Below are 26,558 nucleotides of genomic sequence, written 5' to 3'. Positions count from 1 at the left end.
CAAGAGCTGCTAAAACCTTACTTATTTGAAAGCGGAAAAAGGGTCGCCTATATCACCGGGCTATCGCTATATAACCGAATGGGCTTGACCACTCAGGTGCCAAAAAACGTCAAGATCGCAACCCGGGATAAACGGCTGGAGCTAAAACTCGGTAACCTAAAGGTTACCTCTATAAAAAGCAATGTAGATATTAACGATAGCAATTACCGTTACCTGGAATATCTGGACGCCTTAAAAGACCTGAAGAGCATACCGGACCTAAACAAGCAGGCTGCTATCAAGTTATTAACCGACGGTATAAGCCAACTGGAAGACAAAAAGCTCTTCTTGCAGCTCGCTCTAAAATACCCACCTCGTGCAAGGGCCTTGGCAGGGGCTTTAATGGGGCTAATAAACCCCTTAGAAGACCTTACAGCCTTGCGCAAGAGCATGAACCCGCTAAGTGATTTTGAATTCGGCCTGGGCAAAGAAATTTTGCCAAACGCTGCCACCTGGAATATTACCTAATGACCTTACACGAAAATCCTGAACTTTTTAAAGACGCGATCACTGCGACCGCGCAGCAAATGAATATTGCCGAGATTTACGTCGAAAAAGACTACTGGGTAACGCTGGCCCTTAAAATAGTTTTCGGCTCCGATCTTGCCCATGATGCGGTTTTTAAAGGCGGGACCGCCTTATCCAAATGTTACAAGCTGATAGAGCGATTTTCAGAAGATATTGATATCGTAGTGATCCGCAGACCGGGTGACACTGACAGCCGGCTGGCTAAAAGGTGAAAAGCCTTCGGTCAGGATGATGCTTAAAGTTCAAATTTGCACTAAATGTTTATCTTACAGTGACCATTTGATGCAGGAAGAAAGCCTGCGATATAAACGAGTAAATAATGAAGAAAAATTCAATTAAAACAGTAATTCTGCTTTATGTATTGAGTATTGTGCTCTTTACAGGTGCTTCTGTATCGGCACAAATACTTACCAAAAACCGTCTGATCGTAGTTACCGATATCGGAAATGAACCGGACGATTTTATGTCGATGATCCGGTTAATGTTATACTCCAATCAGATCGATATAGAAGGACTCATCGCATCAACCTCGGTTCACCAGTCAACAAAGGTCAGTCCTGAGCTTATTAAAAAAGTGGTGTATGCTTATGCTAAGGTCCAGCCGAACCTGCTCAAACATGAACCTGGTTTTCCGTCAGCCGAAAAACTTTTAGGGCTGATAAAAAAAGGACTGCCAGTCTATGGTATGGAAGGTGTAGGCAAAGGTAAAGATTCAGAGGGCTCGGAATGGATCATTCAAATGCTGGAGAAAAAAGACAGCCGTCCATTATGGATCGCTGTCTGGGGCGGCCCCAATACACTGGCGCAGGCACTTTGGAAAATAAAAGAGACGAGGAGCGAAGCAACTGCAAAACGGCTGATCAGCAAATTGAGGGTGTATACAATTTCCGATCAGGATAATACCGGACCCTGGATCCGCCGCAATTTCCCGGATCTGTTCTACATCGCGAGCCCGGGAAATTACTACAATGCGACCTGGTCTGCTATAAACCGGGTATTTTCAGGTGCTAATAACGAGGTGATTTCTAATGACTGGCTTGAAAAAAATGTTCAGGAGGGGCATGGACCATTAGGCGCCATTTATCCAGATGTGGCCTGGGGCATGGAAGGCGACACGCCATCCTGGCTGATGCTTATTCCAAACGGCCTGAACGAGCCCGAGCATCCTAATTGGGGCGGCTGGGGAGGACGCTACGAATATTATAAACCGGCCTATGACCCCAAAGTAAAATGGATTGTGCCGCTGGAAGAAGAGACAAGGCCGTTTTGGACGAACGCAGAAGATAGTTACAAGCCATACAAAGCAGGCAAATGGGGCTTGGCGCTGGTAAAAGATACAGCGACTTACAAAGGTAATCATGTGACGCTCTGGAGATGGCGCGAAGATTTTCAAAACGATTTCGCAGCGAGAATGACCTGGTGCCATAAAAATTACAAAGATGCAAATCACCCGCCTGTTGTTAAGCTGTCCACGCCCGAACGAATCACAGTGAAATCAGGTGGAACTTTTTCCCTTGATGGCAGTGCGTCCTATGACCCGGACGGAGACGGATTGAGTTATTTGTGGTTTCAATATCCCGAAGCTGGAACATCAAAGAAAAGCGTCATCATATTTCCCGAAAACATCTCCGCTTACAATGATTTGAAAGCTCCGGAAGTAGATAGCCCGCAAACTGTTCACATTATACTGAAAGTGACCGACAAGGGTGTGCCAAGGCTAAGCCGTTATAAGCGGGTAATCGTGACAATTCTTCCAAAGTAGTACTTGCAGATCACAGCAACTTATTGCGACAATACTTATTGTAAAAAACGGAGAACCGTATAAGAGAAAAATGTGCTTTTATTCCTTAGAGCCAATTCTTCGGCACAGCTTTAACTATGTTAAATTATGCAGTTGCGGGCGGATGCACAAATTTATGATTGCGGTAAAGCAGCCATAACATACTGGGCAGCACGATTAGCAATAGCGGCAATGCAGCCAGAAAACCACCAATAACCGCGATGGCCAGTGGCTGATGCAGCTGAGCACCCGCGCCTATACCCAAGGCCAACGGCAGCAGGGCAATAATGGCTCCCAGCGCCGTCATTAATTTGGGGCGTAAACGGGTGGAGATAGAATAGATAATGGCTTCATTGATATTTTTGTGCCGGGTACTTTCCCTGAACTGCCAGAAGGTAAAAATGGCGTTTTCGCCAATGATACCTACAATCATGATCAAACCGGTATAACTGCCCACGTTTAACGGCGTTTGCGTTAGCCATAGTGCAAGGAAACTACCACCGATACCCAATACCGCCACCACCAGTATAAGCAGCGCTATGCGGAATTGTTTAAACAGGAAAAGGATCACACCAAAAACCAGCAGACTTGAAGTGATCAGAATGATCAATAGCTCCTTGAATGATTGCTGCTGTTCGGCATAAGCACCGCCGTATTCTACGTGATATCCTGTTGGCAGATTGATGGCGCTGATATTTTTTTTGATAGCTGGTATAACCGAGCCCAGATCTACATTATCCAGCCGGGCACTGATAACACCCATGGCCTGCAGGTTTTCGCGCTGTACTTCCGCATCGCCTGTTCTTAACTCTACATTAGCCAGCTGACTAATGGGCAAGGGCTTGCCATTGGGTAAAAAGATGGTTAGTTTTTTAAGACTGGCCACATCTAAAGAGCGGTTGCCGGGATATACCATACGAATAGGCGATTGTTGCTCTTTCTCAAACAAACTACCGATCACATTACCTTGTAAGGCCGATTGTATCTGCGTTTGCAGATTGGCAGGTGTAAGGTTGTATTGAGCCAGCATGGTATAATCGGGTATAATGTTTACCGATGGCCCGGCAATCACAATGCCGTCAAATACATCCGCCGTGCCTTTTACATTGGTTACGGCGGCGGCTATTTGTTTGGAGAGTTGTTGCAATTTAACCTGATCATCACCGAAAATTTTGATCTCGATGGGTTGGGTAGATGTCATGAGATCGCCCAGCATATCACCGATCACTTGTCCAAAATCTACCCTCAGGGCAGGTTGGGTCGATTCGATCTTCTGCCGCAGATCGCCGATCACTTCCTCGGTGGTTTTATTATGACCTTTTTTAAGTTGTATCAGGTAATCTCCGGTATTGGGTTCGGTTATAAAAAAACCCATTTGCGTGCCTGTTCTGCGGGAATAGGCTGCCACCTCGGGATTTTTGATGATAATCTTTTCAATGTCGCGTAGCATGCGGTCGGTTTCTTCGAGCGATGTACCGGGAGGTGAAGTGTAATCCAGTACGATACTGCCCTCATCCATGTCTGGTAAAAAGCCTGTTTTTAAGCCAGCTGGTATAAAAATAATTACGGCGGCAAGTGCCAGCATCATCATGATACTCAGATATGGGCGCAGAATGAAAAAGGATACCCAGCGCTGTTTTTTTACACCGTGTGCTTCTTTTACCTGCACACTGTTGGTTTGGTGATTGCGGGTAAGCAGCAGATATATGACCGGTAAACCTATCCAGGTTACAAAAAAGGAGCAAACCAGCGTAATGATCATGGTGTTGGTCATTACCTTAAAATAAGCACCGGCAACACCGCTCATCATTACAAACGGGATAAAAATAACAATGGTGCTGATGGAAGAACCCACCATAGCCGGAAAAAGGTAGTCAACCGCCCGTTGAAGCAATGTCAGTGTTGGCTCTTCAGGGTGTTCCTCGTGCGTGCGGTGGATCTGCTCCACAACAACAATGGCGTCATCAATGATGAGTCCGATGGCGGCCGCTATGGCCCCCAGCGTCATAATATTAAAAGTATAGCCCAGCGCATACAGAACAATCAGGGTCAGGCAGAGCGTAACCGGGATAGTGATTAGTATAGTGGCGCTGGCCTTTATCGACCATAAAAAAATAATGGCTACAATAATAGCGAGCGCTAGTCCGATCCATAAGCTATCGCCTACGCTTTTTACAGAGGCGTTTACAAAATCAGCCTGAACATAATATGGTTTGATGGTTACACCGGCTGGAAGTAATTTCTGCAGGTCGGCCACCTTTTGGGTCATCGCATCAGAAAGGTCAATCAAATTGGCGTTAGGCTGTTTGATCACCGCTATCAGTACGCCCTCATGTCCGTTGGCGTTTACCTTAGTATACTCAATGCCGGGATTGATCTGTATACTGCCTATATCTTTGAGTTGTATTACCCGCTTACGGTTATTGCTGATCACCATATTTTCCAGTTGCTCACGGGTATTTACAGAAGCATCCGTAACGGTTAGGTACAGCATTTTATAATCAGACAGATAGCCCTCTGATTTGATAAAGCCTGTTTGGGCGAGGGTATTGGTGATAATGTCTGGTGTGAGCCCCAGGGATCCCATCTTTTGTGTGTTCAGCACCAACCAGTATTCCTTGGTTTTACCGCCGATGACCCTGATCTCGGACACACCATCTACCTGCGATAGAAAAGGTTTTACGGTATAGGTTGCCAATTGCTTTAACTCAATGGGCGATTTGCTATGGCTCTCCAGCGTATACCCGCTTACCGGCAGGATAGAGGGGTTCATTTTTTCGACACTGATGTTCACATCTGGGGGAAGGTCGTTTTTGATCTGGTCAATACGTGATTGGATCTGCTGCTGGCTCAGGTCGATATCCGCATCCCAGTTCATGAAGGCAGATATTTCACAGCTACCGCGGCTGGTAGTACTGCGTACATATTGTAGGTTAGGCACCTGCTTAACGGCATTCTCTAACGGTTTGGTCACCGTGATCATCATTTTATTTACCGGTTGTAAACCGGCATCGGCTATAATTTTGATCTTAGGGAAAGTAATCTCCGGGAACAAGGAGGTTTGTAAGCGTGAATAGGCGAAACCACCACCCAGCAATATGATGAACAGCAACAGGCTGATGGGCTTTTTATGCGTAATGAAAAAGTTGTTCAGGTTCTTCATGGTTTCACAATTTTCACTTTGGCGGTATCGGCCAATCCATAATTACCCGTAACCACAATTCTATCAGTCGGGCTAAATTTTGGCGAGAGGACTTCTACCTGGCTTGTGGTTTCAATACCTTTTTGCACCGGTACCTTGATGGCGGTGGTATCATTAATGAGTTTCATTACCCAAAAATCGGTTTGTGTTTCATTGGCTAACACGGCTGATTTCGGGAGAGAAGGTACATTGCTTTTGGCGGATTTAATGATGTGCGCACGGGCCACCAGGTTTTCAGGGATAGGGTCAACGCTGTTTACCCTGATCACCACGCCCTGTGTTTGCGACAAAGTATCAACCGAAGGTAAAACCGACGCTACACGACCGCTGAGCGTACGACCACCAGGTAAGGTGAGGGTAATATCCTGGTTATTGTGTAAAGTGCTTTGAAGCTCGTAAGGCAACTGCATCACAAAGGCAAAGCTTTCCTTATCACTTATGGCTGCCAGTTGTTCACCATCCTGCACGTAATCCCCAACCTGGTGCAGCAGTTGGGTAATATAACCGCTGCTTGCTGCCTTGATGCGATTTACGCCCGAAAACTTGAAGGTAGTATCCAGCACATTGATGGTATTGCCAATGCTTTGCGCCTCCTTTGTTTTGATGGTGAATAACAATTGGCCCGCACTTACATATTGCCCTGGTTTTATGTATACCTTTTGTATATAGCCTATAGCATTAGCCTTCACATAGCTCTTTTGCATAAATGACGAAGTCGCATTCAGCGTTATGGAATCGGCCATTGTACCGTTGTTGATGGAAGTTACCGTAACTGGCGTTTGCGACTTTACCGCGGCATCTTCGTCGGCAGCAGCAGTATCATGATTACATGCCGATACGGTCAATACCAGGCATACACACGCAAGTGCTAAAAATTTAAAATATGGCGATGATAAATTCTTCATATTATCGGTTCCAGTAGTTGAGTTGGTTAATGAGCAGCAATCTGCTGATGGTGTTTTGCGTAAGCAGGTTACGGATAGTGAGATAATTATTGATAGCCAGTATCAGATCGGCCATTCGGAGGTCACCGGTTTGCAGTAGTTGGGTATCTACCTTTATTAAGGTTTCAGAGTATTTGAACTGGTTATTGATATCGGCTATCAGGGTATCGTACCCATCTATCTGCTGGTTCAGCTGGATGATCTGTTGACTGTACTGCTGAGCAAAAAAGCTCTTATAGTTTTTGCGCGATTCTTCTTCCAGCGAAAGTTTTTTGTACGATAGCTTACGCTGCCCGCCATCGTAAATAGGTACGCTGATGCTAAAGCCGACACTGGTGCCAAAATGTTTATAGTAAAGGGCAGTGAGGTCCGAGTTATAACCGCCATCGGCAAAGGCTTTTATTTGGGGTTTGTAACTGTAGTCTATCAATTTGCGGGTATTGAGCAATCGAAGACTATCAAGCGCATATTGCCTAAAAAATATACTGTTGGTTTTGTCAGCAGTAATGGCTCTTTGCAGCTCGGGCTTTTGTAACTCAGTGATGGTGGTATCCGTAACGCCCGTAAGATAATTAAGCGTGGCAAAATCTGTTTTATACTGCAATGTGGCCTGCGAGAGTTGCAGCTGTGCCTGCTTTAAGGTAACCAGGAAGGTGAGGTAATCACTTTGGTGGTACACATTGTTGCGGGTGAGTTTTTTAAGCAGGCCCTCTTCGCCGCTCAGTAGGGTTACCACTTCTTTATTGAATTTTACCTGCTGCAGGCTCCCGTAAGCGGCTATGTATTGCGCGGCAATTGTACGGCGCAGATCCTGCTCAGAGAGTTTAATGTTATTGCGTAAAGAATCGCGCTGAAGCCCTATGCCGTTATATTGCGCTTTCAGGTAACCATTGCTAATGAACGATTTATTTACCGATAGCAGCGCATCAAGTGTTTGCCCGTTGGTAATAGCCTGGGAATAGCCATAACCATGAATAACAGGAGCATATAAACCGGCGCTCCCAACGCTTACCTGTGGTTTTAAGCCGGCCTTTATACGGACGCTATCCAGTTGTGCCGATAGTATTTGGTTGTTGAGGTCCTTGAGCAGGGGACTGTTTTTTACAGCTATCTGTAAGTAATCGTCCAGTGTTTTTTGCTGCGCGAAGCAAAAAGAACTCATCATTAAGCATAGGAGTGATACGAGCAGATGTTTCATAATTCAAGATACCCATACCGGTTATTCAGATGGGTTGAGCTTAGCGACCGATAGTTTAAATCTAAGCTTTATAATTATTAATTGTAAACAGTTTGTGTACAATACTTATCAAAGGTCTGTCTTTTCAATTTGTTGATTTGGGGCTAAATTTCAACTTTGATTCTGTAGAAAACTTGTAAAATCCACGGCTGGTATAATGTGCTGCTCTAAAAACTTTTTAAACCTTGAATTTTAACACTTTTCTGATCGGAAACGACATGAAAACCGCTAAAAACACTCGGGAGAAAATCTATTTTAACACTTTTTAACAAATTTCAACGCGATTTTGATGTGTTTTGAAAAGTTTAAAAAGTATTAATAATTGAGTGCCAGTAAAACATGTCAAACGGTCGGTTTGTGGACTTGTTTTGGTCTTAACATAACAGCCCGGTTTTCTTTTTTTGGAAAGAAGCCGGGCTGTTGTATAGACAAATATTTTTTTCTGTTGTCCGGGCTTGCCGGGTATATATGCTTAGCGCAATACGAATCGTTAGCAGGTTGGGATGGGATCGGTTACACCAGGTTCGCTTTTTCACCGGGTGTTAAAATCCGGAGTCTATCGGCAATTCCCAGGGCGGTAAAAGATTGCTGAAGGATCTCTCCGCCTTCTGTGTAATGCGACCATCCTTCAAAATGCACCGGGATAATGGTGGCGTTCGGAAAAGCGAAGGCGGTATCAATAGCATCATTGCTTCCCATGGTTACGTTGAACGGCCCACGGGGTTTAGCGGCGCCTGCAAAAATAAAAACATATTGCGGATTGTATCTGGAGGCTATTTCCCTGATCCCTTCGTAAAAAACGGTATCGCCGGTGATATAGATCTGTAGTTCCGGGCTCTCTACAATAAATCCGGTCACGTCTCCAGTCAGTTTCTCGCTGCCAGCGGGCCCGTGCCTTGCCGGTGTACCGGTTATGGTAACCCGGTCATTTAAGCGGACGGTTTCCCAGGGCGATAAACCGGTGGCATTAAGTCCCAGGCGCTCCGCACCAATGGGCGTTGTGAATGTTTTGCCAACAGCCTCCAACAACCGGCGGCCGGCATGATCAAGGTTATCGCCATGTTGATCATGGCTGAGTAAAACGGCATCAATATGCCCAACATCGGCGGTGGCCGGTCCCGAAGTTTTCCAGTAGCCTGGTTTATCACCTATCATAAATGTTTCACCTGCGGGGTCAAGCGTCGGGTCGGTTATTAATCTTAGTCCTCCTATTTCAAGAATAATAGTTGGCCCGCCCAGGTAGGTTACATTAGCTATGTCTTTCATGTTTTTAATATCGTGATGTGTCGTAAACGATTTTTGATTGGTGTATCTTAAAACAAATCTATCATGCCGCAGTCTGAAAACTGTGTGAGATGTGTCACAATTTTTACCCGGGAAAAAGGAATGATTCATTGAGGGTTAGAGAATCTATACTAATTGGCCACATCATTATTTTCGATAGATTTCCGGCTTTTATTAACACCATCATTAAGCCCGCCAAATTTATAATTAAGGCTGATGCCGAACGACCGGTAATAATCACGGGAGGTGTACAACTGGTTAAAATCGGGTCCGAAGGTACGGTTAATATTATTCCTGGAGCCGGTGAATGGGTTATTCACACGCACAGCAAAGCCCAGTTTATTTTTGATCAGCTCTTTATTTACACTGAAAGCAGTACTAACAAATCCGTTCGAATAGCCTTGCAAGCCTGTAGGGTTGCGGCTAACTACATTCAGATCGGCATTTACTGCCCATCCTTTATTGAAGCGGAAACCATTTGAAAGGGAGAAGGAATACATCAGCCGGTCGTTATGTACAATACTCCTGTCCGCGGTTCCCTGCAGCCACAGGTACATCAGGTTGCCATTCAGGCTTATATTGTACAGCTTACTAACCGGGTAGGAGAGTGACAGGTTACCGCCAAAGCTGCTTGCTTTGCCTGTATTTGCATAACTTGTACGTGTAATTTGTGTTGATGGGTCAAAGTCGGCTACCTGCAAGTCCAGGTTGTTCATAAAGGAATAGTCCAGGCCTATGTTTAGGGAGAGTTTTTTATTGCTGCTGTATCCTGCCTGTACATCGTTCAGCAGTACCGGGCGCAGGTTGGGGTTTCCGGTCGATTCAAAATTAGGATTAGAGCGGTCGATGTAGGGGTTAAGCCTGTTGATACCCGGTCTGCGGATGCGTTGTGAAAACCCAAAGTTAAGCGCGGTTTGATCACTGAAATTTTTACTTACAGCGATGGATGGCAGTACATTAAAATAATTTTGTTTGGCAACTGTTGCCGTACTGATAAAATCGGCCCTGATAACGGTTTCTTCTACCCGGATCCCGGCGCTGATATTCCAGCTTTTTAAATTAACCTGATAAGAATTGTACGCGCTGAACACATTTTGGTTGTTGGTATACTGGTTGGATAATGCCGCGTCTGCATCAAACTGCCCCGTAGCACTATTAAAACTATTGTAGCCAAAATTGCTGTTACTGGTACGCAGGATGCCTTTTACACCAGCCTCAATGTTCACCTGTTTAACCGGGGTTACAAAATCAACTTGTAAGGTATGCTCATTGAATTTTTGCCGGTCGTTTTGGGTATAGCCTGGGGTATTAAAATTTACCGGGTTGGTGATGGTTACGTCCCCATTACGGTTATTCCGGTTACTGGAATACTGATACGAGAAGGTCAGTAGCCTGTTTTTAGCCGTTTTAAAGCCGATCTGGTAATTAAGGGCGGCATCCCAGCCATAGCCTGTTCCTTTGTTATTATTCAGCAGATCATAAGCTTCGTTTATCCCGGAGGTGCCGTTCAGGCCGGATACCTGGGTCATATGAGCGCTTGTACGGCTGCCGTTTAGGTTAAACTGCCCCGAAAACAGGTGAAGCGAATCGATCTCGTAGCTCATTTCGGTGCCAAAGTAGGCTGTTTTATTGTTTGACCGGCGATCTCCCGTTTGCAGCAGGCTGGTTGAGGCTGTGCCAAATGTTTCCCTGCTATTAGTAAAGGTGGTTTTAGGGTTGTTAGCAATACTTGCGCCGCCAAAAGCAGCTATAACAAAACGGCCGCTTTTAGCAGTAAAAGCTCCCCCGGCTCCGGGGCCGCCAACCGGGAAACTTTCGTTGACGTTTACTGATCCGCTGTACCCGTTATTTAGTTTTTTTACGGTAATAATATTGATGATGCCGGCCAGCCCTTCACCGTCGTATTTAGATGGCGGTATAGTGATTACTTCTATTCTTTCAATAGTAGATGCCGGCATGCTTTTCAGTATGGCGTTTAAATTGTTTTCGATACTGGGGGATGGCTTTCCGTTTATAAGAATTTTAAAGCTGGAATTACCTTTTAACAGGATGTTATCCTGGCCATCAAGCGTGATGTATGGGATCTTGTGCATCATTCCCAAAACATTGTTGGATTTGCTTTCAGGGTCGGCCTGCAGATCGTAAATGATGCGATCCGCTTTTTGTTTGATGATAGGTCTTGTGCCGGTTATAGCAACCTCTTTTAAACGGTTAAACTGCTGTTTCAGACCGATAGAACCCAGATCCGTGTCTTTTTGCAAATCAAGCAGGCATGTTTTTGGCGCGTAACCTATAGTTACCATCACCACATGATAAGTTGCGGGCGCCAGCATTGAAAAAACAAATGAGCCGTCCTCACGGGTTACACCGGCCCTGATGGTTTGGCCTTTGTCATCGTTTAGTTTTACCGTTACAAAAGCCAATTTATCGTGTGTGGTCGAATCAGACAGGATTCCTTTTAATATCAAATTACCACTGTTGGTTTGGGCAAGGATACTACCGGGTTGCATGATCAGCAAAGCAAGCAGTAAAATTATGCTAAAGGTATGTTGTTTAGTTTTCATGGTGATTAAGATTTGGGGGTTGGAATTTTTTTGACAAAGCAATCCCCGTAAAGACTAACAGCCTTTAAAATTTGCAGTATTTACCGGGAATGCTTTTTAGGGTAAACTACCCGATGATTGAATTAAAGCGGATGCTTATCGCGATGATTGCGGATGAAAAGATAGTACAGGAAGAACCCGGCAGCCACAAATAACATTTCTACCCCGTACGGAAGCGGTGAATCTTCGGCGCTGTAAGGGATAAACTGCATAACGATGAGCCCCAAACCTGTAGTTGACAGGATGATAGCCCATTTCATGGCTTCGGTGCCAAAGCCCGAAAGCTGCTGTAAAAATTTAAGACCAATCTCATCTAAGGGGCCTGCATCAATAATGCGTTTCTTTAAGCGGTAGTTATACAGGGCAAGAATGAATATGGCGATGAGGATAAAGAATATGATAAGAATGATAAAAGGCATTAACTGTTTCATGATGTTTTAATTTAAATGATTTGATACAGTAGTCTTTAAAAATAACAGAACGGTTGCAAATATTTTTCTTTAATTTTTGCAACCGTTAGCTGGCCGAAACAGACTACTATAATATGTTTAATGAAAAGGAAGTTGTTTCCAGGATATTAAAGGGAGATTTCCACGCTTTTGAATTATTGGTTAAACAATATGAGAAGCTGGTTTTCTTTGTAGTGAATCGCCTGGTGCAACACCTGCAGGATAAGGAGGACATTTGCCAGGAAGTTTTTATTAAAGTACATCAAAGCCTCCCTAAATTCCGTTTCCAATCCAAGTTAGCCACCTGGATTGCACGGATAGCCTATTTAACTGCTGTTGATCATGTAAAAAAAAGCAAGGCAGCCCGGCAGGCTGATTATCCGGAAAATATAGATCATTATCATTTTAGTGAAGATAGCCCTGAGTCTGAACTGGTGAAAAAAGATACAGCAGCTTATGTTAACCTGCTGATTGCGCAAATGCCGCTGCAATACCGCACAGTTTTAACCTTATACCATTTAAACGAGTTTAGCTGCCCCGAAATTGAACAGATCACCGGCATTCCCGAAGGAACGGTTAAAAGCCACCTTTTCAGGGCCCGCAAATTATTGAAAGAAAAAATTGAACACGATCTTAAAAATTAAATCATGAAAAAGCTGACCGATGAACAGATCCAGGCACTGCTGGATAGTGAGTTAAAGCCATCCGGCGATATGTTATCTGCTTCAGAAAAACAGCAGATGGAAAGCTATCAGTCTTTATTTCAAAAATTAAATACAGAACCAGAACAGGGTTTGCCTTTTAATTTTGTCTCAACAGTTAGTCGTCAGCTCCAAATAAAACTAAAAAGACGAAGCGATATTCGCTTTAATTTACTGGCCTTGTTTGGCATAATAGCAGGCTTGGGCATGGCTTACGGTATTTTAACCCTGATAGATCTTAATTCCGGAAACCAATTTTTATTGGCTATGCTTAGATATAAATGGCTGCTTATTTTCGGCTCGTTGATACTGGTAGGTACTTTGATGTTTGAGCAGAGGGTTGTTGAAGAGAACTGAGAGTTTATATGTTAAAATTAAAAACCAGCGAAGCGCAGACCGGGTGAGTTGGCTATGCGACAATCCTATTTTTTAAAAATATACCACAATGCCATAATAACCGACACATGTTTGAAACAACCCCGCAGATGTTTAAGCGCCATGGTGATTTGGTTTTCGACTGTTCGCTTAGAGATACCCAGGCGACCGGCTATTTCCTGGTTGGAAAGATGATCGATACGGCTCATCTGAAAAATCTCCTGGCAGCGTTTAGGTAACTGCTCCAGGTACTGTCCTAATTCATACAGCAACTCCTGATCGCTGATCCGGCTTTCGCCCTTGTTGTGATCCAATAACTCGCTGATCCCATCATCGGAAATACTTAAAACAACCGGCGATTTTACCGCCCGCAACCGGTTATAAACCTGGTAACGGATAGCTGTCAATAAAAAATTGGGAAATGATTCAATCTCGAGTTCATGCCTTCGGTTCCAAATATTCAGGAATACATCATGTACAGCTTCTTCACTGGCTTCGCGGTCTTTCAGGTAGCGCAGAGCCGTTTTATACAGCCGTAACCAGTACCTGTCAAAAAGCACGGCAAAAGCCTGTTCGTCATCACTACGGATGGCAAGCCACAGCTCAGCGTCATTAATCGGGGAATTGTACATACAACTGGTTGGATAAAATTAGAAAAAGCCTGCCAAATAATTCGACAATTAATGATTAACCGAAAAAAAAATTAAAAATTGATGTGTGTGTCTATATAAAATTTACACTAACAAAGTATAAACCTGCTATTACAGCCTAATGATAACCAAAGAAGAATTCCTTGCTTTGTACGAAAAGTACATGAGCGGACAATGTACAGCCGACGAAAAAAAGCTGCTGGATACATACCGAGATGAAATGACATTGGCCGAAGAGGGCTTGGATGATGACCTGGTGAAGGAAGAAGATGTGCGTACACGCATATGGCAGCGATTAAACGATAACCGTAAAATAGTTCAATTGCCCTCACGTAAGGTTACCAAATACCGTTGGCTGCAGGTGGCCGCGGTTTTTGTGGCCGTGTTGTTGGCGGGGCTGTTTTTTATGCAGCGTAAAAAAAATCAGGAAACTGGTACTGTAAAGCTGACAAATAAAGTACAGCCGCCCATATTACCCGGCGGCAACAAAGCATATTTAACCTTAGCCAATGGCTCGCGCATTGTGCTTGATGATGCCCAAAACGGCAAGCTGGCAACCAGGCCTGGTGTTACCGTAAGTAAAACCGGGAATGGTATGCTGGTGTATCATTTCACCAATTCAAACAACAATACTGCCGCCGCTGCAACGCCCGAATTTAATACCATTACTACACCCAGGGGCGGGCAATACCAGGTTGTACTGGAAGACGGTACACGGGTTTGGCTCAACGCGGCTTCATCTATTAAGTTTCCGCAAGCCTTTATTGGTGCTACCCGCGAGGTTGAACTAAGCGGCGAAGCCTATTTTGAGGTAGCCAAGAATAAAGCTAAACCATTTATTGTACAGGCAAACGGCACAAAAGTGCAGGTGTTTGGTACCCACTTTAATATAAACGCTTACGGAGATAACAATAAGGTAACTACGACACTGCTGGAAGGCTCGGTGCGGATGAGCAGCGGCGGTTCGGCGGTAATGCTGGCGCCTGGCCAACAGGGCGATGCTGTTAACGGCGCCACCATCAAGGTAAGCCCAGCCGATATTCAGCAAATAATGGCCTGGAAAAACGGCCTTTTTATATTCCATGATCTGAATATTACCGACGTGATGAAGCAAGTAAGCCGCTGGTATGATGTTGACGTGGAATATCGCGATGACGAAGTGAAAAACAATGAATTTGGCGGTACAGTATCCAAATACAAAAGCATAAATGAGTTGCTGGATGTGATGGTACTTACCCGTTCTATTCACTATAAGATAGAGGGAAGGAGGGTAATCATTATGAAGTAACTTTCCTTACCTATAATGTTTACCTGTTTATAACCAGGAGCGTTCGCAGCGCCCCTGGTATAAAGCTTTGAATAGCTGTCAGGTATCAATTAATGATCATATTTCTCATAACCAATTATTTAACCTAACATTCAAATGTATAAAAAATCTGCTGCAATAAGATGCAGGGAATGGCCCTGCCTTAGATCTAAATTATTTCTGATTATGAAATTGTCGTTTTTTTTGTGCCTGATTACCGTACTGCAAGTGAGCGCAGCCACGTCATTTGCACAAAAGATCAGCCTTGATAAAAATAACGCATCCCTGGCCGAAACCCTGCAGGAAATTCACCTGCAAAGCGGCTTCAGTGTGTTTTATAACGCCAGGCTACTTAAAAAGGCGGTACCGGTAAACGTGCACCTGCAAAACGCCGACCTGAGCGACGTGTTAAAACAATGCTTCCAGAATCAGCCGTTTAGTTATGTAGTGAATAACAATACCATTGTGGTTACCCCCAAGCTGACCGAGGCCCATGCTGCCCAGGATATTGTGGTTACCGGACAGGTAACAGACGATAAAGGTGTGCCTTTGCCGGGTGTAACCGTTAAGGTAAAAGGTACCGATGCCGGCGCCCAAACCGGTATCGATGGCCGTTATAAAGTATCGGTAAGCAACAGCAGTGCTGTATTGGTTTTCAGCTTTGTGGGTTTCGCGTCAAGAGAGATCGCGGTAGGTACCCAAACCCAAATTGATGTGATGCTTAAAGAGCAACCATCGGCATTAAATGAAATTGTAGTGGTAGGCTACGGTACACAAAAGAAAGTAAACCTTACAGGAGCGGTATCAACAGTAAATGGTAATGACCTGAATAAACGTCCGGTGGTGAATCCGGCCTCTATGCTTCAGGGGTTAGCTCCCGGTGTAGCGGTAAATGTTGGTTCTGGTGAACCCGGTAATGAGAGCGTATCCATCCGGGTTCGTGGTACTGGTACCTTTAGCGGCGCCGGTACAGATCCTTTGGTGTTAATTGATGGAGTACCCGGCAATTTCAGTGATCTTAACCCAACTGATATTGATAATGTATCCGTATTAAAAGATGCTGCTTCCACAGCTATATATGGCTCAAGGGCAGCCAATGGTGTGGTGCTCATCACTACCAAACAAGGTAAGGCCGGACAAATGTCGGTAAGTTATGATGGCAATGTGGGTTTTTACAGCCCTACCAATATGTATAAACTGGTAACCAACTCTGCCCAGTACATGGAGATGTTTAACCAGGCCCGTATTAACAGCGGTACAACAGATCCGGGTTCCCTTTATCCACAGGATCAGATCGACCTGTACCGTAACAGTACAGACAGGCTGCATTACCCTAATACCGATTGGCTAAGCCTGATATTCAGAACAGCGCCTACTCAAAATCATAACCTTACTTTTAGCGGCGGTAATGATAAAACCACTTATAATGTGTCGTTGGGTTATGTTAATCAAAATGGTATTGAGCGCGGCTTTGATTACAAACGTTATAGTGCCCGTATCAATTTAACCTCTAAGGTTAACAATCATATTAAATTCGGTACCAACGTATTATTAAAATCAGGTACAAGGGATGCTGTAGCAGGTAACCCTTCATCACCCAGCCAATGGGATGGTTCCTCTATGGACCTTTTTCTTTCGGCCATGTCACAAGCGCCTACTTATGGGCCTTACCTAACTGATGGCAGCGGACATTACACCTACAAAGCCTATGACTTTGAATATAACAATAAGAATCCGATAGCAGTACTGGATCAAAATTATAAGCGGGTGACTAATGATTATGCGGTAAACGCGCAAGGCTGGGTTGAAGTGCAGTTCAATAAGGATTTTTCCTGGTATACCAAAGGTGCCGTGAACTTTAATATGGATAAATACATGGATTTTAAAGCAACCCTTGATGAATACAATTTCAAGACCAACCAGCTGCAATCTACATTGGACCTGGGTAAAGGCTTAACCGACCAGGATGAGCAAACCGTTTATACCAACTTATATAGCTATTTAAATTATGCGCATGATTTTCATGGTCATAACATTAAAGCACAGTTTGGTTACAGTATTGAGCAAAGCAAATATCAATATTTACAAGGCTATCGCAAAAACTTCCCTGATCTGGATCTGCAGGAATTAAACGCGGGAGGTTCTGATATACAAAATGCATACGGTACATCTAATCAATGGGCTTTAATGTCATACTTCGGCCGATTGGATTATGATTATAAAGGCCGCTATTTATTGGAAGGTAATATTCGTGATGACGGAAGTTCAAGATTCCCGCCTGCTAATAAATGGGCAGTATTCCCTTCTTTTTCTGCTGGATGGCGGGCCACAGAAGAGCCTTTTGTAAAAGCTATGAATTTAACCTGGCTTGATAACTTTAAGCTTAGGGGATCATGGGGTAAGGTAGGTAATCAGAATATTGGTAACTATCCGTTCCAGGCTTTGCTGAACCTGACCGGAAATTACTCATTTGATAATTCAACCCTTATAACAGGTGTAGCGCAGCAAGCCCTGAACAACCCGGTTATCAGATGGGAAACTACCACCATGACCGATATTGGTTTGGATATAACCCTTTTCAGAAACCTTAGTTTAACTGCCGATTGGTACAATAAAACCACATCAGATATTTTAAGGACCGCGCAAGTTACCGCGGTATTAGGTTTAGGCGCTCCTACTATTAATGATGGTGTAGTTAACAACCGTGGTATTGAGCTTGGCCTGTCATACAATAATGTTATACGCGACGGCGCTTTAGGCGGCTTTGCTTATAACGTGGGTGTTAATGTTGATCATAATGCTAATAAGCTGGTAAAATTTGGTCAAACAGAGATCGGCGATTATACCATTAATCAAAACGGGCAACCGCTAAATTCATTTTATATGTTGCAGGTGATCGGTATTTTCCAATCAGCAGCAGAGGTAGCTAATTCTCCTAAGCAATTTTCTGACTCAACACTGCCGGGCGACCTGAAATATAAGGATGTGAATGGTGATGGTAAAATTGATCAGAATGACCGTACCATCATTGGTGGCGTTTTCCCTAAATTGAACTATTCATTTAATCTTGGCGCAAGTTTCAAAGGCTTTGACTTGTCAGCCATGTTCCAGGGAGTTTACGGGGTTAAATCATATGTATCTGGTTGGGGAACTATCCCCTTTGTCCAGGGCGCTGCACCAACAACAGATTGGTTAAATGCCTGGACGTCTGAACATCCGTCAACCACTATGCCGCGCATTTATTTTGGTCAGAGCGCGCCGGATAAGATCGGTCGCCGATCTACTTTCTTCCTGCAGGATGCATCGTATTTAAGGCTTAAAAACCTGGTATTTGGTTATACCATTCCTGCACAGGTAACCAAAAAGATAGGTATTAACAGGTTGAGGGTTTATTTTGCCGGTGATAATTTATTCACCATAACCAAATTCAAGGGTCTTGATCCTGAACGTTATGGCAGCGGCGACGGGGTACAATACCCGCAAAACAAGATATACTCCTTTGGTTTAAATGTTACTTTATAATTAGCCCTACATGAAAAATCGAATTATAATAACCATCATATTAATTACATCGCTGTTTTTAGGCGCATGTAAAAAGGCGCTCGATCTAAACCCCACAGATCAGATAGCTACTCCAACCTTCTACAAAACAAAAGCTGATTTTGACCAGGCTCTCGCAGCGGTTTACGCTTCTTTACAGGCAGAGGAGTTTGCCGTTGGCATCGGCTTCAGGGATTGTTTTACAGACAATGGATATAATCAATTTAACTCGGGTAGTTCTAAAGATTTTGTTCAGGGTAATTTTAACCCCACTACAGGCGGTTACGAAACCAGTATTTATAATGATAGCTATACCGGCATCGCGCGGGGAAATCTATTCCTCCAAAACCTGGCTAATTACAAGGGAGGTGATATATCTGATGCGCAAAGAAAAGTGTACGAAGGCGAAATCAGATTTATTCGCGCTTTTTACTATTTTCAGTTATACAGCATTTATGGCGATGTACCACTGGTATTGCAGCCGCTTGATCTGAGTACCCAGAAACAGCCTAAAGTACCGGCTTCGCAAATCCTGGCCCAGATCACTACCGATTTGGATTATAGTATTGCCAATTTGAACACCGCCGCCTATTATGCCAATGGCGGGCATGCGGCTGCATCTTCGGCAAAAGCCTTAAAAGCAAGGGTGTTGTTATTTGCCGCTTTCGGTAATACCGGTACTCCTGATCCAGCTATACTTACCCAAGTAAGGGATCTGTGCAAGGACCTGATGGGACAGTATAAACTGAGCGCCAATTTTGAGGATATCTTTAGGGATGCCACACAAAAAAATAATACGGAGATCATCTTCTCTATTAATTTCCTGGCGCCAAACAATACTACACCCTGGGATATGTACTATGGCGACTGGGACGCTTGTGCTCCGCTGCAAAATATGGTTGATGCGTTTGAATGTACCGATGGTCAGCCTTATGGCACATCTCCGTTAACCGATACCAAAAACCAGTTCAATAACCGCGACCCAAGGCTGGCGAAAACCGTATATGCCGATTCTGTTAATTTTGGTCCGGGAAAAGTATATCACCCATCTAACTTAAGGCCTACCGGGTACGGTACCATCAAATTCCTGGAGCCTAATAATATGCCTTATGGTTTCTCAACCCTGAGCCAGCAGGATGCCGTAGTATTACGTTTGGGCGAGGTGATGCTGATGTATGCCGAAGCTCAGAACGAGATCGCTGGTCCGGATGCCACCGTTTACCAGGCGATGACCGATCTGCGTGCTCGTGTAAATATGCCGCCATACCCGGCAGGCTACACCAAAGATCAAATGCGCGAAAGGATACGGCATGAACGCCGCGTTGAGCTTGCTTTTGAAGGCCTGCGTCATTATGATCTGTTAAGATGGCACATTGCCGGCCCGGTGCTTAACGCGGTAAAAAGCACCCTTATCAACTATCACTTTGAAGATAAGTTTTATCACTGGCCGCTGCCTCAAACAGAAATTGACAAGAGCGGAGGTGTATTGGTCCAAAATCCGGATTATAAATAATGGCTACTTAACTATTAACGGACAAAAACCGGCAGTGAAAGTTTTACTGCCGGTTTTTTTTATAAAAAGCGATCAGGAATGTTTCCCTTTAATTAAGTTATTTGTTGCGGTCTTTTCATATTAAGCAAATAGCTTATTAAATAATGATAAAATAATCAATTTTTATGGTTTTTATTGGCAGAAATCAAAATTCAATAACTTAGTTTTGTATCTATACCATGGAAAGCCTTACCTATTTACAGCAACAGCTTGCACAGTATCAGCAACGTGAAGCCGAACTCGAAAAGAGCGAGGCCAGGTTACGCATGGCCATTGCTTCTGCTAATTTAGGTACATGGGATTACAAACCACTGACCGGTGAACTTACCTGGTCTGATGAATGTAAACATCTGTACGGCTTACCGCCGGAAGCCGAAATAGATTTTGAACTGTTTACCGAACATATTTACCCGGCCGACAGGGACGCCCTGGAGTGTGCTATGAAAAAAGCTATGGATCCGCTTGGTGATCATAGCTATGATATGACCTATCGCATCATCAGGTTTGATAAGCCGGAGATAAGGTGGCTAAGGGCACAGGGGAAAGTCTATTTTAATAAGTTACAGGAGCCCGAGCGGTTTATAGGCACCATTGTTGACCAAACCGAGGCCAAACTGGCCGAAGAAAAAAGTGCCAAGCTCACGGCTATTGTGGAGTCGTCAGACGATGCCATCATCAGTAAAACACTGGAAGGCATTATTACCAGCTGGAACCCGGCGGCAGAGCATTTGCTGGGTTATACCGAAAAAGACGTTATCGGGAAACATATTACCATGCTGATCCCCGAGGACCGCTTGGAGGAGGAGGACCTTATTCTGGAAAGGATCCGGAATAACAAAAAGGTGGAGCATTATGTAACTTTCAGGGTAACTAAAGCTGGCCTGGAGATCCCGGTTTCTATATCGGTTTCTCCTATCAGGGATAATACAGGCCGGGTTATCGGGGCGGCTAAGATCATTCGTAATAATGCCCATCAGAAAGAAACGGAGGCCAGGTTATTACGCTATGCGGAAAATCTGGAAGTATTGAATGCATTGGGGAAAATTATTTCGGAGCGCATGGATGTAAGTGAGATACTCCAAAAAGTAACCGACGCAACCACCCGGCTGATCGGCGCGGCATTTGGCGCATTTTTTTATAATGATGAGAGCGAGGCCGGAGAATCCTATATGTTGTTTGCTTTATCGGGCGCGCCAAGAGAAGCCTTTGAGCGGTTCGGGATACCCCGGAACACGGCCGTCTTTCATCCTACATTTACAGGGGAAGCTATTGTTCGTGCCGATGATATAACCAAAGATCCGAGGTATGGGCATAATAGTCCTTTCTTTGGAATGCCTGAAGGCCACTTACAGGTAGTGAGTTACCTGGCCGTGCCTGTAATTTCCAAGTCGGGTACTGTAATAGGCGGTCTGTTTTATGGGCATCCCGAAGCAGCTAAATTTACCAGGGAACATGAACAGCTGGTATCGGGCGTTGCTACCCAGGCGGCTATTGCATTGGATAACACCAAACTTTACGAGGAAATTAGGAAGCTTAACGATAAAAAGGAAGAATTTATCGGTTTGGCAAGTCATGAGTTAAAAACACCGGTAACCAGCTTGAGTGGTTATTTACAAATATTGAACCGTACGCTTCCGGATACAGACCGTAATAAACCCTTTTTGCAGAAAGCCTTGTTACAGGTTAAAAAACTGTCAGAACTGATATCAGACTTACTGGATGTTTCAAAAATAGAGACGGGGCAATTGCCCCTGTCTTTCAGCAATTTCAACATAACGCAAATTGTGCAGGAAACTATTGAGCTGATCCAGTACTCAACCAAAACGCACCAGATCATATTGCAGCAGCCAGAACAGGAGATCATCATTTCGGCAGATAAACAACGGATTGAACAGGTTATTGTAAACCTGCTTTCAAACGCCATAAAATATTCGCCCAACGAAAAATTAGTGAATGTGGCCATTGCTGTGACGCCTGATAAAGTTAGGGTATCAGTGGAGGACTATGGGATGGGGATTCAGAAAGAACACCAGGAGCGCATATTCTCGCGCTTTTACCGGGTAGAAGAACTGGCCTCCCATATATCGGGGCTTGGTATAGGTTTGTATATCAGCAAAGAGATCATCAGCCGCCATCATGGTAAGCTCTGGCTGAATAGCGAGCCGGAAAAGGGATCCACATTTTTCTTCGAGATACCGCTCAATATATAATACTTTACGCAATTGCATTCGCAGAATTAACTCGCCCGGTCTACGCTTCGCTGGACCGCCCTCTCTAAGGCTTTGCCGCAAAGAAGGTAAAGAAAAAAAGAAAGCAAACCCCTCTATGCGCGCAGCGGAGAGAGGGGTGACAAGCGTAGCGCTGTCAGGGTGAGTCGATTCTGCGCCCTATGTTTTCCATGGGTAGCCATAAAAAATAATTTTTAACTTTTTTTATTCTATAATGTCCAGTTTTCCTGATCTCATTCATCATTGGTATATAAATCAAATATTTCAATAATTATTAAAGATCAAAAAAATGGAACAACGACTTAATGTACATCAAAAAGGCCAGGCCGCAATGAAAGCTATATATGGTTTAGCTATTTACCTGGCCAAATCACCGGTTGAGGAATCACTTTTACATTTAATTGAATTCCGCGTATCACAAATTAACGGCTGCGCTTTCTGTTTAGATATGCACTCCAAAGATCTCCGTGCAGAAGGCGAAACCGAACAGCGCTTATATCTGCTGAGTGCCTGGCGCGAAGTCCCTTTTTATACCGAACGTGAACGCGCTGCGCTGGCCTGGGCCGAAGCCTTAACCAAAGTTGCCGAAGGTTCAGTGTCTGATGAACTCTATCAGCAGGCCAGCAAGCATTTCTCAGAACAGGAACTGATTGACCTGACTATGGCCATCATTACTATCAATAGTTATAACCGGCTTAATATCGCGTTTCCGGCAAAGGTTGGTACCTATCAGCCCGGGGCTTATAAGGTACAGGCATAAAAAATAGCCGCCTAATTTGCGTGGCTGTACCCACAGGTGCCGGGAAGATCGAAAAAAGCGGAAGACTGCGCGATTCCCCTCTTGAGAGGGGTGAAGGGGTGTGTTATTTACTTCATTAACACACCCCTGTTACTACACAACTCAACGGACCCCCCTCAAGAGTAATAGCCCATGAAGAGGCATAATGAAAGAAAAACGCGAAAAAGGAGGGCTGTCACCCTGAGCTCCGTCGAAAGGTCGAGCGCAGAGGCCTGCCCGCCATGCTTCGACGAGCTCAGCATGACACCCTTTTTTGGACAGCTGTCTTTTCATGGGCTATTACTCTCTCAAGAGAGGAGTTTGATCGGAAACATACTATTCTTCCTGGCTCCTATGGGTACAGCCGGGCGCAAGTTTAGCACTGATAAATTCTCTTATTACTTCCTGGGGCGGTTGCTGCTAAAAGAATCCCTGAACATTTTCCATCCTTTTACTGTTTTTTTCCAAAGCACCAGGAATTTTCCATTATCAAAAAGCCGGTGTTTTGCATCAAATGATTGCCATAATCCTTCTTCGGTAACAAATGTCCTTCCGTCGCCATAAACGGCTGTGGTAATAAATTTACCATCGCGTAAGCCAAACTGCTCATATGCCATTTTGAAAAATTGACGTGCCCCGGCAGCTCCGTGCAGCGGCTCCATGTTGGGCGGCATGATCAGGCAGTCGTCTGCATACCGGTTAATAAAAATGGCCGGATCGTTTTTTACAAAAGCCTGGAAATAGATCTGATTGCTTGCAGCTATAGCTTTTTTAGCCTCCGCTAAGTTTGATTGCGTTTCTGTCTTCGGGTTTTGAATATGGAAACACATCGTAAATATAGCCCATATGGGCATCGCTCCTAAAAACTGGTTCATCTTTTTTTGAATTAATTTTTATTGATCTGTTAAATAATCTGTTTCAAAAATAATGAGCCGCTAAACCGATAAATTGTACAAAACGGAACAGGTGCGGTAAGAGTTAAATATTTTGATCCTTAGCGTAATTGCAGTAATTGCCTCCTGTTTTTAAACAGCCGGGTTGTTAATTGACTCATCACATGCCAAAATGTTAATTATTGACCCCTCTTGACATATTTTGCGCTTTTTATTTACCTTCATATTTCCATTTGTATTGACTGAGGCATGAGAAAAGCGCTTTTAACATTAGTACTGTTATTTGGTTTTTTATTAACATATTCCCAAAACCGTACTCCCGGGCAATTATATCCGGGTTTGTTTGAGACGGTGCAGCTTACCGATATATTCCCGGATAATAAGATATTTGTTGATGCCATACCTAAGCGTAGCTCATGGAAAAATATAATGTGCTGGATACAGGATCAAAGGCCGGTGGGGATGAGTATCCGCTGCAGGATGGTTTTGGGTGGACAAACGGCGTGCTGCTTAATTTATTAAATCATTACCAGGTTGACCAGTTATAACAGTTTTTAAACAAATACCCTTTTTTTGGTGTGTAATTAATGATAACGCCGTTTTTTTTTAATACAAATTTAAGCCATTGCAGTACGCCATATCAGTTAATCGATTTACTATGAGAGTTTATATACTAATTTTATTTCTTGTACTTTTTGGATCCATCACCACATTTGCATCATCAAAAACAGATAGCCTGCTGACCGTATTAAAGCAGGAACTTACAAGGAAAAAAATTTACGACGATAAAAAAGAGGCCGACATACAAAATCTCAGAACAGCGTTAGCGGCTACCCCTTTAACTGATCAAAACACCAGGTACAGGCTATGCAACAAAATATATGAAGCGTTCAAGGTTTATCAGTTCGATTCGGCTTTTGTTTATGTTCATAAAATGCAGGATATCAGTGAAGTACTGAAAGATACGCCGAAACAAAATGATTGCAAGATGAAGCTGGGTTTCATTTTGCTTTCGGCCGGGATGTTTAAAGAAGCCTTTGATTGTTTTAATGGTATCAACGTTCAATTATTGAATAATGAAGGCAAAATTGAATATTACTCGCTAAAAGCCAGGGCACACTCAGACATCGCAGATTATGACGATAACGCGTTTTATAGCCAGTATAATAACTCTCTGTCCCTCAAATACCTCGATTCAACCATAGCGCTTTGTAAACCCAACTCCTATGAATGGTTAAGGAATCAGGGTGATAAACAGGTAAGGTTAGGTGATACAAAAAGGCCATCGGTATATTATAGCCGTTTGCTTTACCATGTCCCATTAACCACACATCAGATAGCTATGATAGCTACAGCTTTAAGTAATTTTTACCGTGATCCTTCGCAAATAGAAGAACGCACCAATTTGCTGATTATCGGTGTTATCAATGACATCCGGTCATCAACAAAAGAAACCGTAGCCAGTTTTGAATTGGGCAACTTGCTGTACCGTACCGGTAATATTATAGATGGCTACACCTTTGTTGACCAGGCCATGAACGATGCAGAATATTATGGCGCCCGGCTCCGCAAAATAAAGATAGGCGCGGTATTACCTGTGGTAGCCGCCCAAAAGCTGGTTTTGATGGAAAAGGAGAAAAACAAATTCCTGGTATATCTTTTATCTATTACCGCGGTTTCGCTTTTGGTGCTCATGGTAGCCTTTATCATATTTAACCAGCTCAAGCGCCTAAAAGCAAAAGAAAAGATCATCGAAGAAAAAAATCAGCAACTGGAAAGCATCAACGATAAGCTGATTGAGGATACGCACATCAAAGAAGAGTACATCGGCTATTTTTTTAATGTGATATCGGGCTATATTCTCAAGCTCGAAAAATTGAAAAGAAATATTGACAGAAAGCTGCTGTCCAGAAAATATGACGATATACAACTGGCTGTTAATGAAATAAATATTAAAAAAGAGCGCGAATTATTATTCTATACTTTCGATCATATTTTTTTAAAAATATTCCCCAATTTTATTACTGTTTTTAATTCCCTTTTTAAACAGGAAGACCAGATATGGCCCCGTGATCATGAAGTATTGAATACCGACCTCAGGATATTTGCGCTGATACGCATGGGGATAAGCGATAATGAAACCATTGCCAATATTTTGGAATATTCTGTAAATACCATATATGTGTATAGAATGCGTATTAAGGCAAAATCCATACTTCCAGGCGATCAGTTCGATCAAAAAATAATGGCTATAAAAGCAGTAGAGGTATTAAGCAAAACATAGCCCGGGTAAATAACTGATTTAGGCATAAAATGCGCTTAAAACCTGCTTAAATACGCTTAAATTTTATTTATACTTTTTAAAAGGTTTGTTTTTTTAAAGCATTCATTGTCAGTTATTTGATTTTTAAAAAAGCCATATATTTTTATATTTTAACAAAAAAAATAGGTAATGCCCTCATCTGCATA

The 26,558-nt window shown here is 43.5% G+C and carries 20 protein-coding genes; 12 read left to right on the top strand and 8 right to left on the bottom strand.

The features are described from left to right. The first annotated feature begins 78 nt into the window (after positions 1–78). The 3 genes from ACNURT_RS00345 to ACNURT_RS00335 all read left to right on the top strand — a co-directional run bounded on the left by ACNURT_RS00345 (position 79) and on the right by ACNURT_RS00335 (position 2,329). Entirely contained in the window at positions 79–507 is a 429-nt protein-coding gene (locus ACNURT_RS00345; protein WP_419700057.1) for a hypothetical protein, read from the top strand. Then, positions 507–779, top strand: a complete 273-nt coding sequence (locus ACNURT_RS00340; protein WP_419700056.1) for a nucleotidyl transferase AbiEii/AbiGii toxin family protein — start codon at positions 507–509, stop codon at positions 777–779. Before ACNURT_RS00345 ends, ACNURT_RS00340 begins: the two co-directional genes overlap by 1 nt. A gap of 107 nt (positions 780–886) precedes the next feature. Then, a complete protein-coding gene (locus tag ACNURT_RS00335; protein ID WP_419700055.1) occupies positions 887–2,329 on the top strand; it encodes a nucleoside hydrolase-like domain-containing protein in 1,443 nt (480 codons plus the stop codon). 124 nt (positions 2,330–2,453) lie between these two features. On the opposite strand, the gene ACNURT_RS00330 is transcribed toward ACNURT_RS00335, so the two are convergent. The 6 genes from ACNURT_RS00330 to ACNURT_RS00305 form a co-directional block, all read right to left on the bottom strand. Beyond that, positions 2,454–5,510 carry an efflux RND transporter permease subunit gene (locus ACNURT_RS00330; RefSeq protein WP_419700054.1) on the bottom strand — a complete coding sequence of 1,019 codons (3,057 nt, stop codon included), beginning with the start codon at positions 5,508–5,510 and terminating at the stop codon, positions 2,454–2,456. Beyond that, complete coding sequence (locus ACNURT_RS00325) at positions 5,507–6,454, bottom strand: efflux RND transporter periplasmic adaptor subunit (protein ID WP_419700053.1); 948 nt, start codon at positions 6,452–6,454, stop codon at positions 5,507–5,509. The genes ACNURT_RS00330 and ACNURT_RS00325 overlap by 4 nt, the downstream gene beginning before the upstream one ends. A gap of 1 nt (position 6,455) precedes the next feature. Next, a complete protein-coding gene (locus ACNURT_RS00320) occupies positions 6,456–7,691 on the bottom strand; it encodes a TolC family protein (RefSeq protein ID WP_419700052.1) in 1,236 nt (411 codons plus the stop codon). A 552-nt stretch (positions 7,692–8,243) separates the two neighbouring features. Beyond that, positions 8,244–8,996, bottom strand: coding sequence for an MBL fold metallo-hydrolase (locus tag ACNURT_RS00315; protein WP_419700051.1), 753 nt, complete (start codon positions 8,994–8,996; stop codon positions 8,244–8,246). Positions 8,997–9,145: 149 nt separating this feature from the next. Next, positions 9,146–11,578 carry a TonB-dependent receptor domain-containing protein gene (locus ACNURT_RS00310; RefSeq protein ID WP_419700050.1) on the bottom strand — a complete coding sequence of 811 codons (2,433 nt, stop codon included), beginning with the start codon at positions 11,576–11,578 and terminating at the stop codon, positions 9,146–9,148. A gap of 122 nt (positions 11,579–11,700) precedes the next feature. Next, positions 11,701–12,048, bottom strand: a complete 348-nt coding sequence (locus ACNURT_RS00305) for a hypothetical protein (RefSeq protein ID WP_370998497.1) — start codon at positions 12,046–12,048, stop codon at positions 11,701–11,703. 113 nt (positions 12,049–12,161) lie between these two features. Here ACNURT_RS00305 and ACNURT_RS00300 point away from each other — a divergent pair, with 113 nt between their 5' ends. Next, positions 12,162–12,710 carry an RNA polymerase sigma factor gene (locus tag ACNURT_RS00300; RefSeq protein ID WP_370998498.1) on the top strand — a complete coding sequence of 183 codons (549 nt, stop codon included), beginning with the start codon at positions 12,162–12,164 and terminating at the stop codon, positions 12,708–12,710. Positions 12,711–12,713: 3 nt separating this feature from the next. After that, complete coding sequence (locus tag ACNURT_RS00295; RefSeq protein ID WP_419700049.1) at positions 12,714–13,124, top strand: hypothetical protein; 411 nt, start codon at positions 12,714–12,716, stop codon at positions 13,122–13,124. Positions 13,125–13,189: 65 nt separating this feature from the next. On the opposite strand, the gene ACNURT_RS00290 is transcribed toward ACNURT_RS00295, so the two are convergent. Then, positions 13,190–13,774 (bottom strand): RNA polymerase sigma factor, encoded by a 585-nt coding sequence (locus ACNURT_RS00290; protein WP_419700048.1) that lies wholly within the window; start codon positions 13,772–13,774, stop codon positions 13,190–13,192. A 139-nt stretch (positions 13,775–13,913) separates the two neighbouring features. Here ACNURT_RS00290 and ACNURT_RS00285 point away from each other — a divergent pair, with 139 nt between their 5' ends. The 5 genes from ACNURT_RS00285 (at position 13,914) to ACNURT_RS00265 (ending at position 23,178) form a co-directional block, all read left to right on the top strand. Next, positions 13,914–15,080, top strand: coding sequence for a FecR domain-containing protein (locus tag ACNURT_RS00285; RefSeq protein ID WP_419700047.1), 1,167 nt, complete (start codon positions 13,914–13,916; stop codon positions 15,078–15,080). Between the two features lie 204 nt (positions 15,081–15,284). Beyond that, positions 15,285–18,620, top strand: coding sequence for a TonB-dependent receptor (locus ACNURT_RS00280; RefSeq protein WP_419700046.1), 3,336 nt, complete (start codon positions 15,285–15,287; stop codon positions 18,618–18,620). Between the two features lie 10 nt (positions 18,621–18,630). Continuing rightward, a complete protein-coding gene (locus ACNURT_RS00275) occupies positions 18,631–20,151 on the top strand; it encodes a RagB/SusD family nutrient uptake outer membrane protein (RefSeq protein WP_419700045.1) in 1,521 nt (506 codons plus the stop codon). A 218-nt stretch (positions 20,152–20,369) separates the two neighbouring features. Further along, entirely contained in the window at positions 20,370–22,400 is a 2,031-nt protein-coding gene (locus ACNURT_RS00270) for a PAS domain S-box protein (protein WP_419700044.1), read from the top strand. Between the two features lie 307 nt (positions 22,401–22,707). Further along, a complete protein-coding gene (locus tag ACNURT_RS00265; protein ID WP_370998507.1) occupies positions 22,708–23,178 on the top strand; it encodes a carboxymuconolactone decarboxylase family protein in 471 nt (156 codons plus the stop codon). A 416-nt stretch (positions 23,179–23,594) separates the two neighbouring features. Here ACNURT_RS00265 and ACNURT_RS00260 read toward each other — a convergent pair whose 3' ends face one another. After that, a complete protein-coding gene (locus ACNURT_RS00260; RefSeq protein ID WP_419700043.1) occupies positions 23,595–24,071 on the bottom strand; it encodes a YybH family protein in 477 nt (158 codons plus the stop codon). Positions 24,072–24,505: 434 nt separating this feature from the next. Here ACNURT_RS00260 and ACNURT_RS00255 point away from each other — a divergent pair, with 434 nt between their 5' ends. Both ACNURT_RS00255 and ACNURT_RS00250 read left to right on the top strand, forming a co-directional pair. Continuing rightward, positions 24,506–24,637, top strand: a complete 132-nt coding sequence (locus ACNURT_RS00255; RefSeq protein ID WP_419700042.1) for a trehalase family glycosidase — start codon at positions 24,506–24,508, stop codon at positions 24,635–24,637. Positions 24,638–24,747: 110 nt separating this feature from the next. Beyond that, positions 24,748–26,373 (top strand): DUF6377 domain-containing protein, encoded by a 1,626-nt coding sequence (locus tag ACNURT_RS00250; RefSeq protein WP_419700041.1) that lies wholly within the window; start codon positions 24,748–24,750, stop codon positions 26,371–26,373. Positions 26,374–26,558: the final 185 nt, after the last annotated feature.

The organism is Mucilaginibacter sp. NFX135, assembly GCF_048565145.1.
Classification (GTDB): domain Bacteria; phylum Bacteroidota; class Bacteroidia; order Sphingobacteriales; family Sphingobacteriaceae; genus Mucilaginibacter.
The sequence above is the reverse complement of the archived record's forward strand: the minus strand, read 5'-3'. Positions and strand labels throughout refer to the sequence as shown.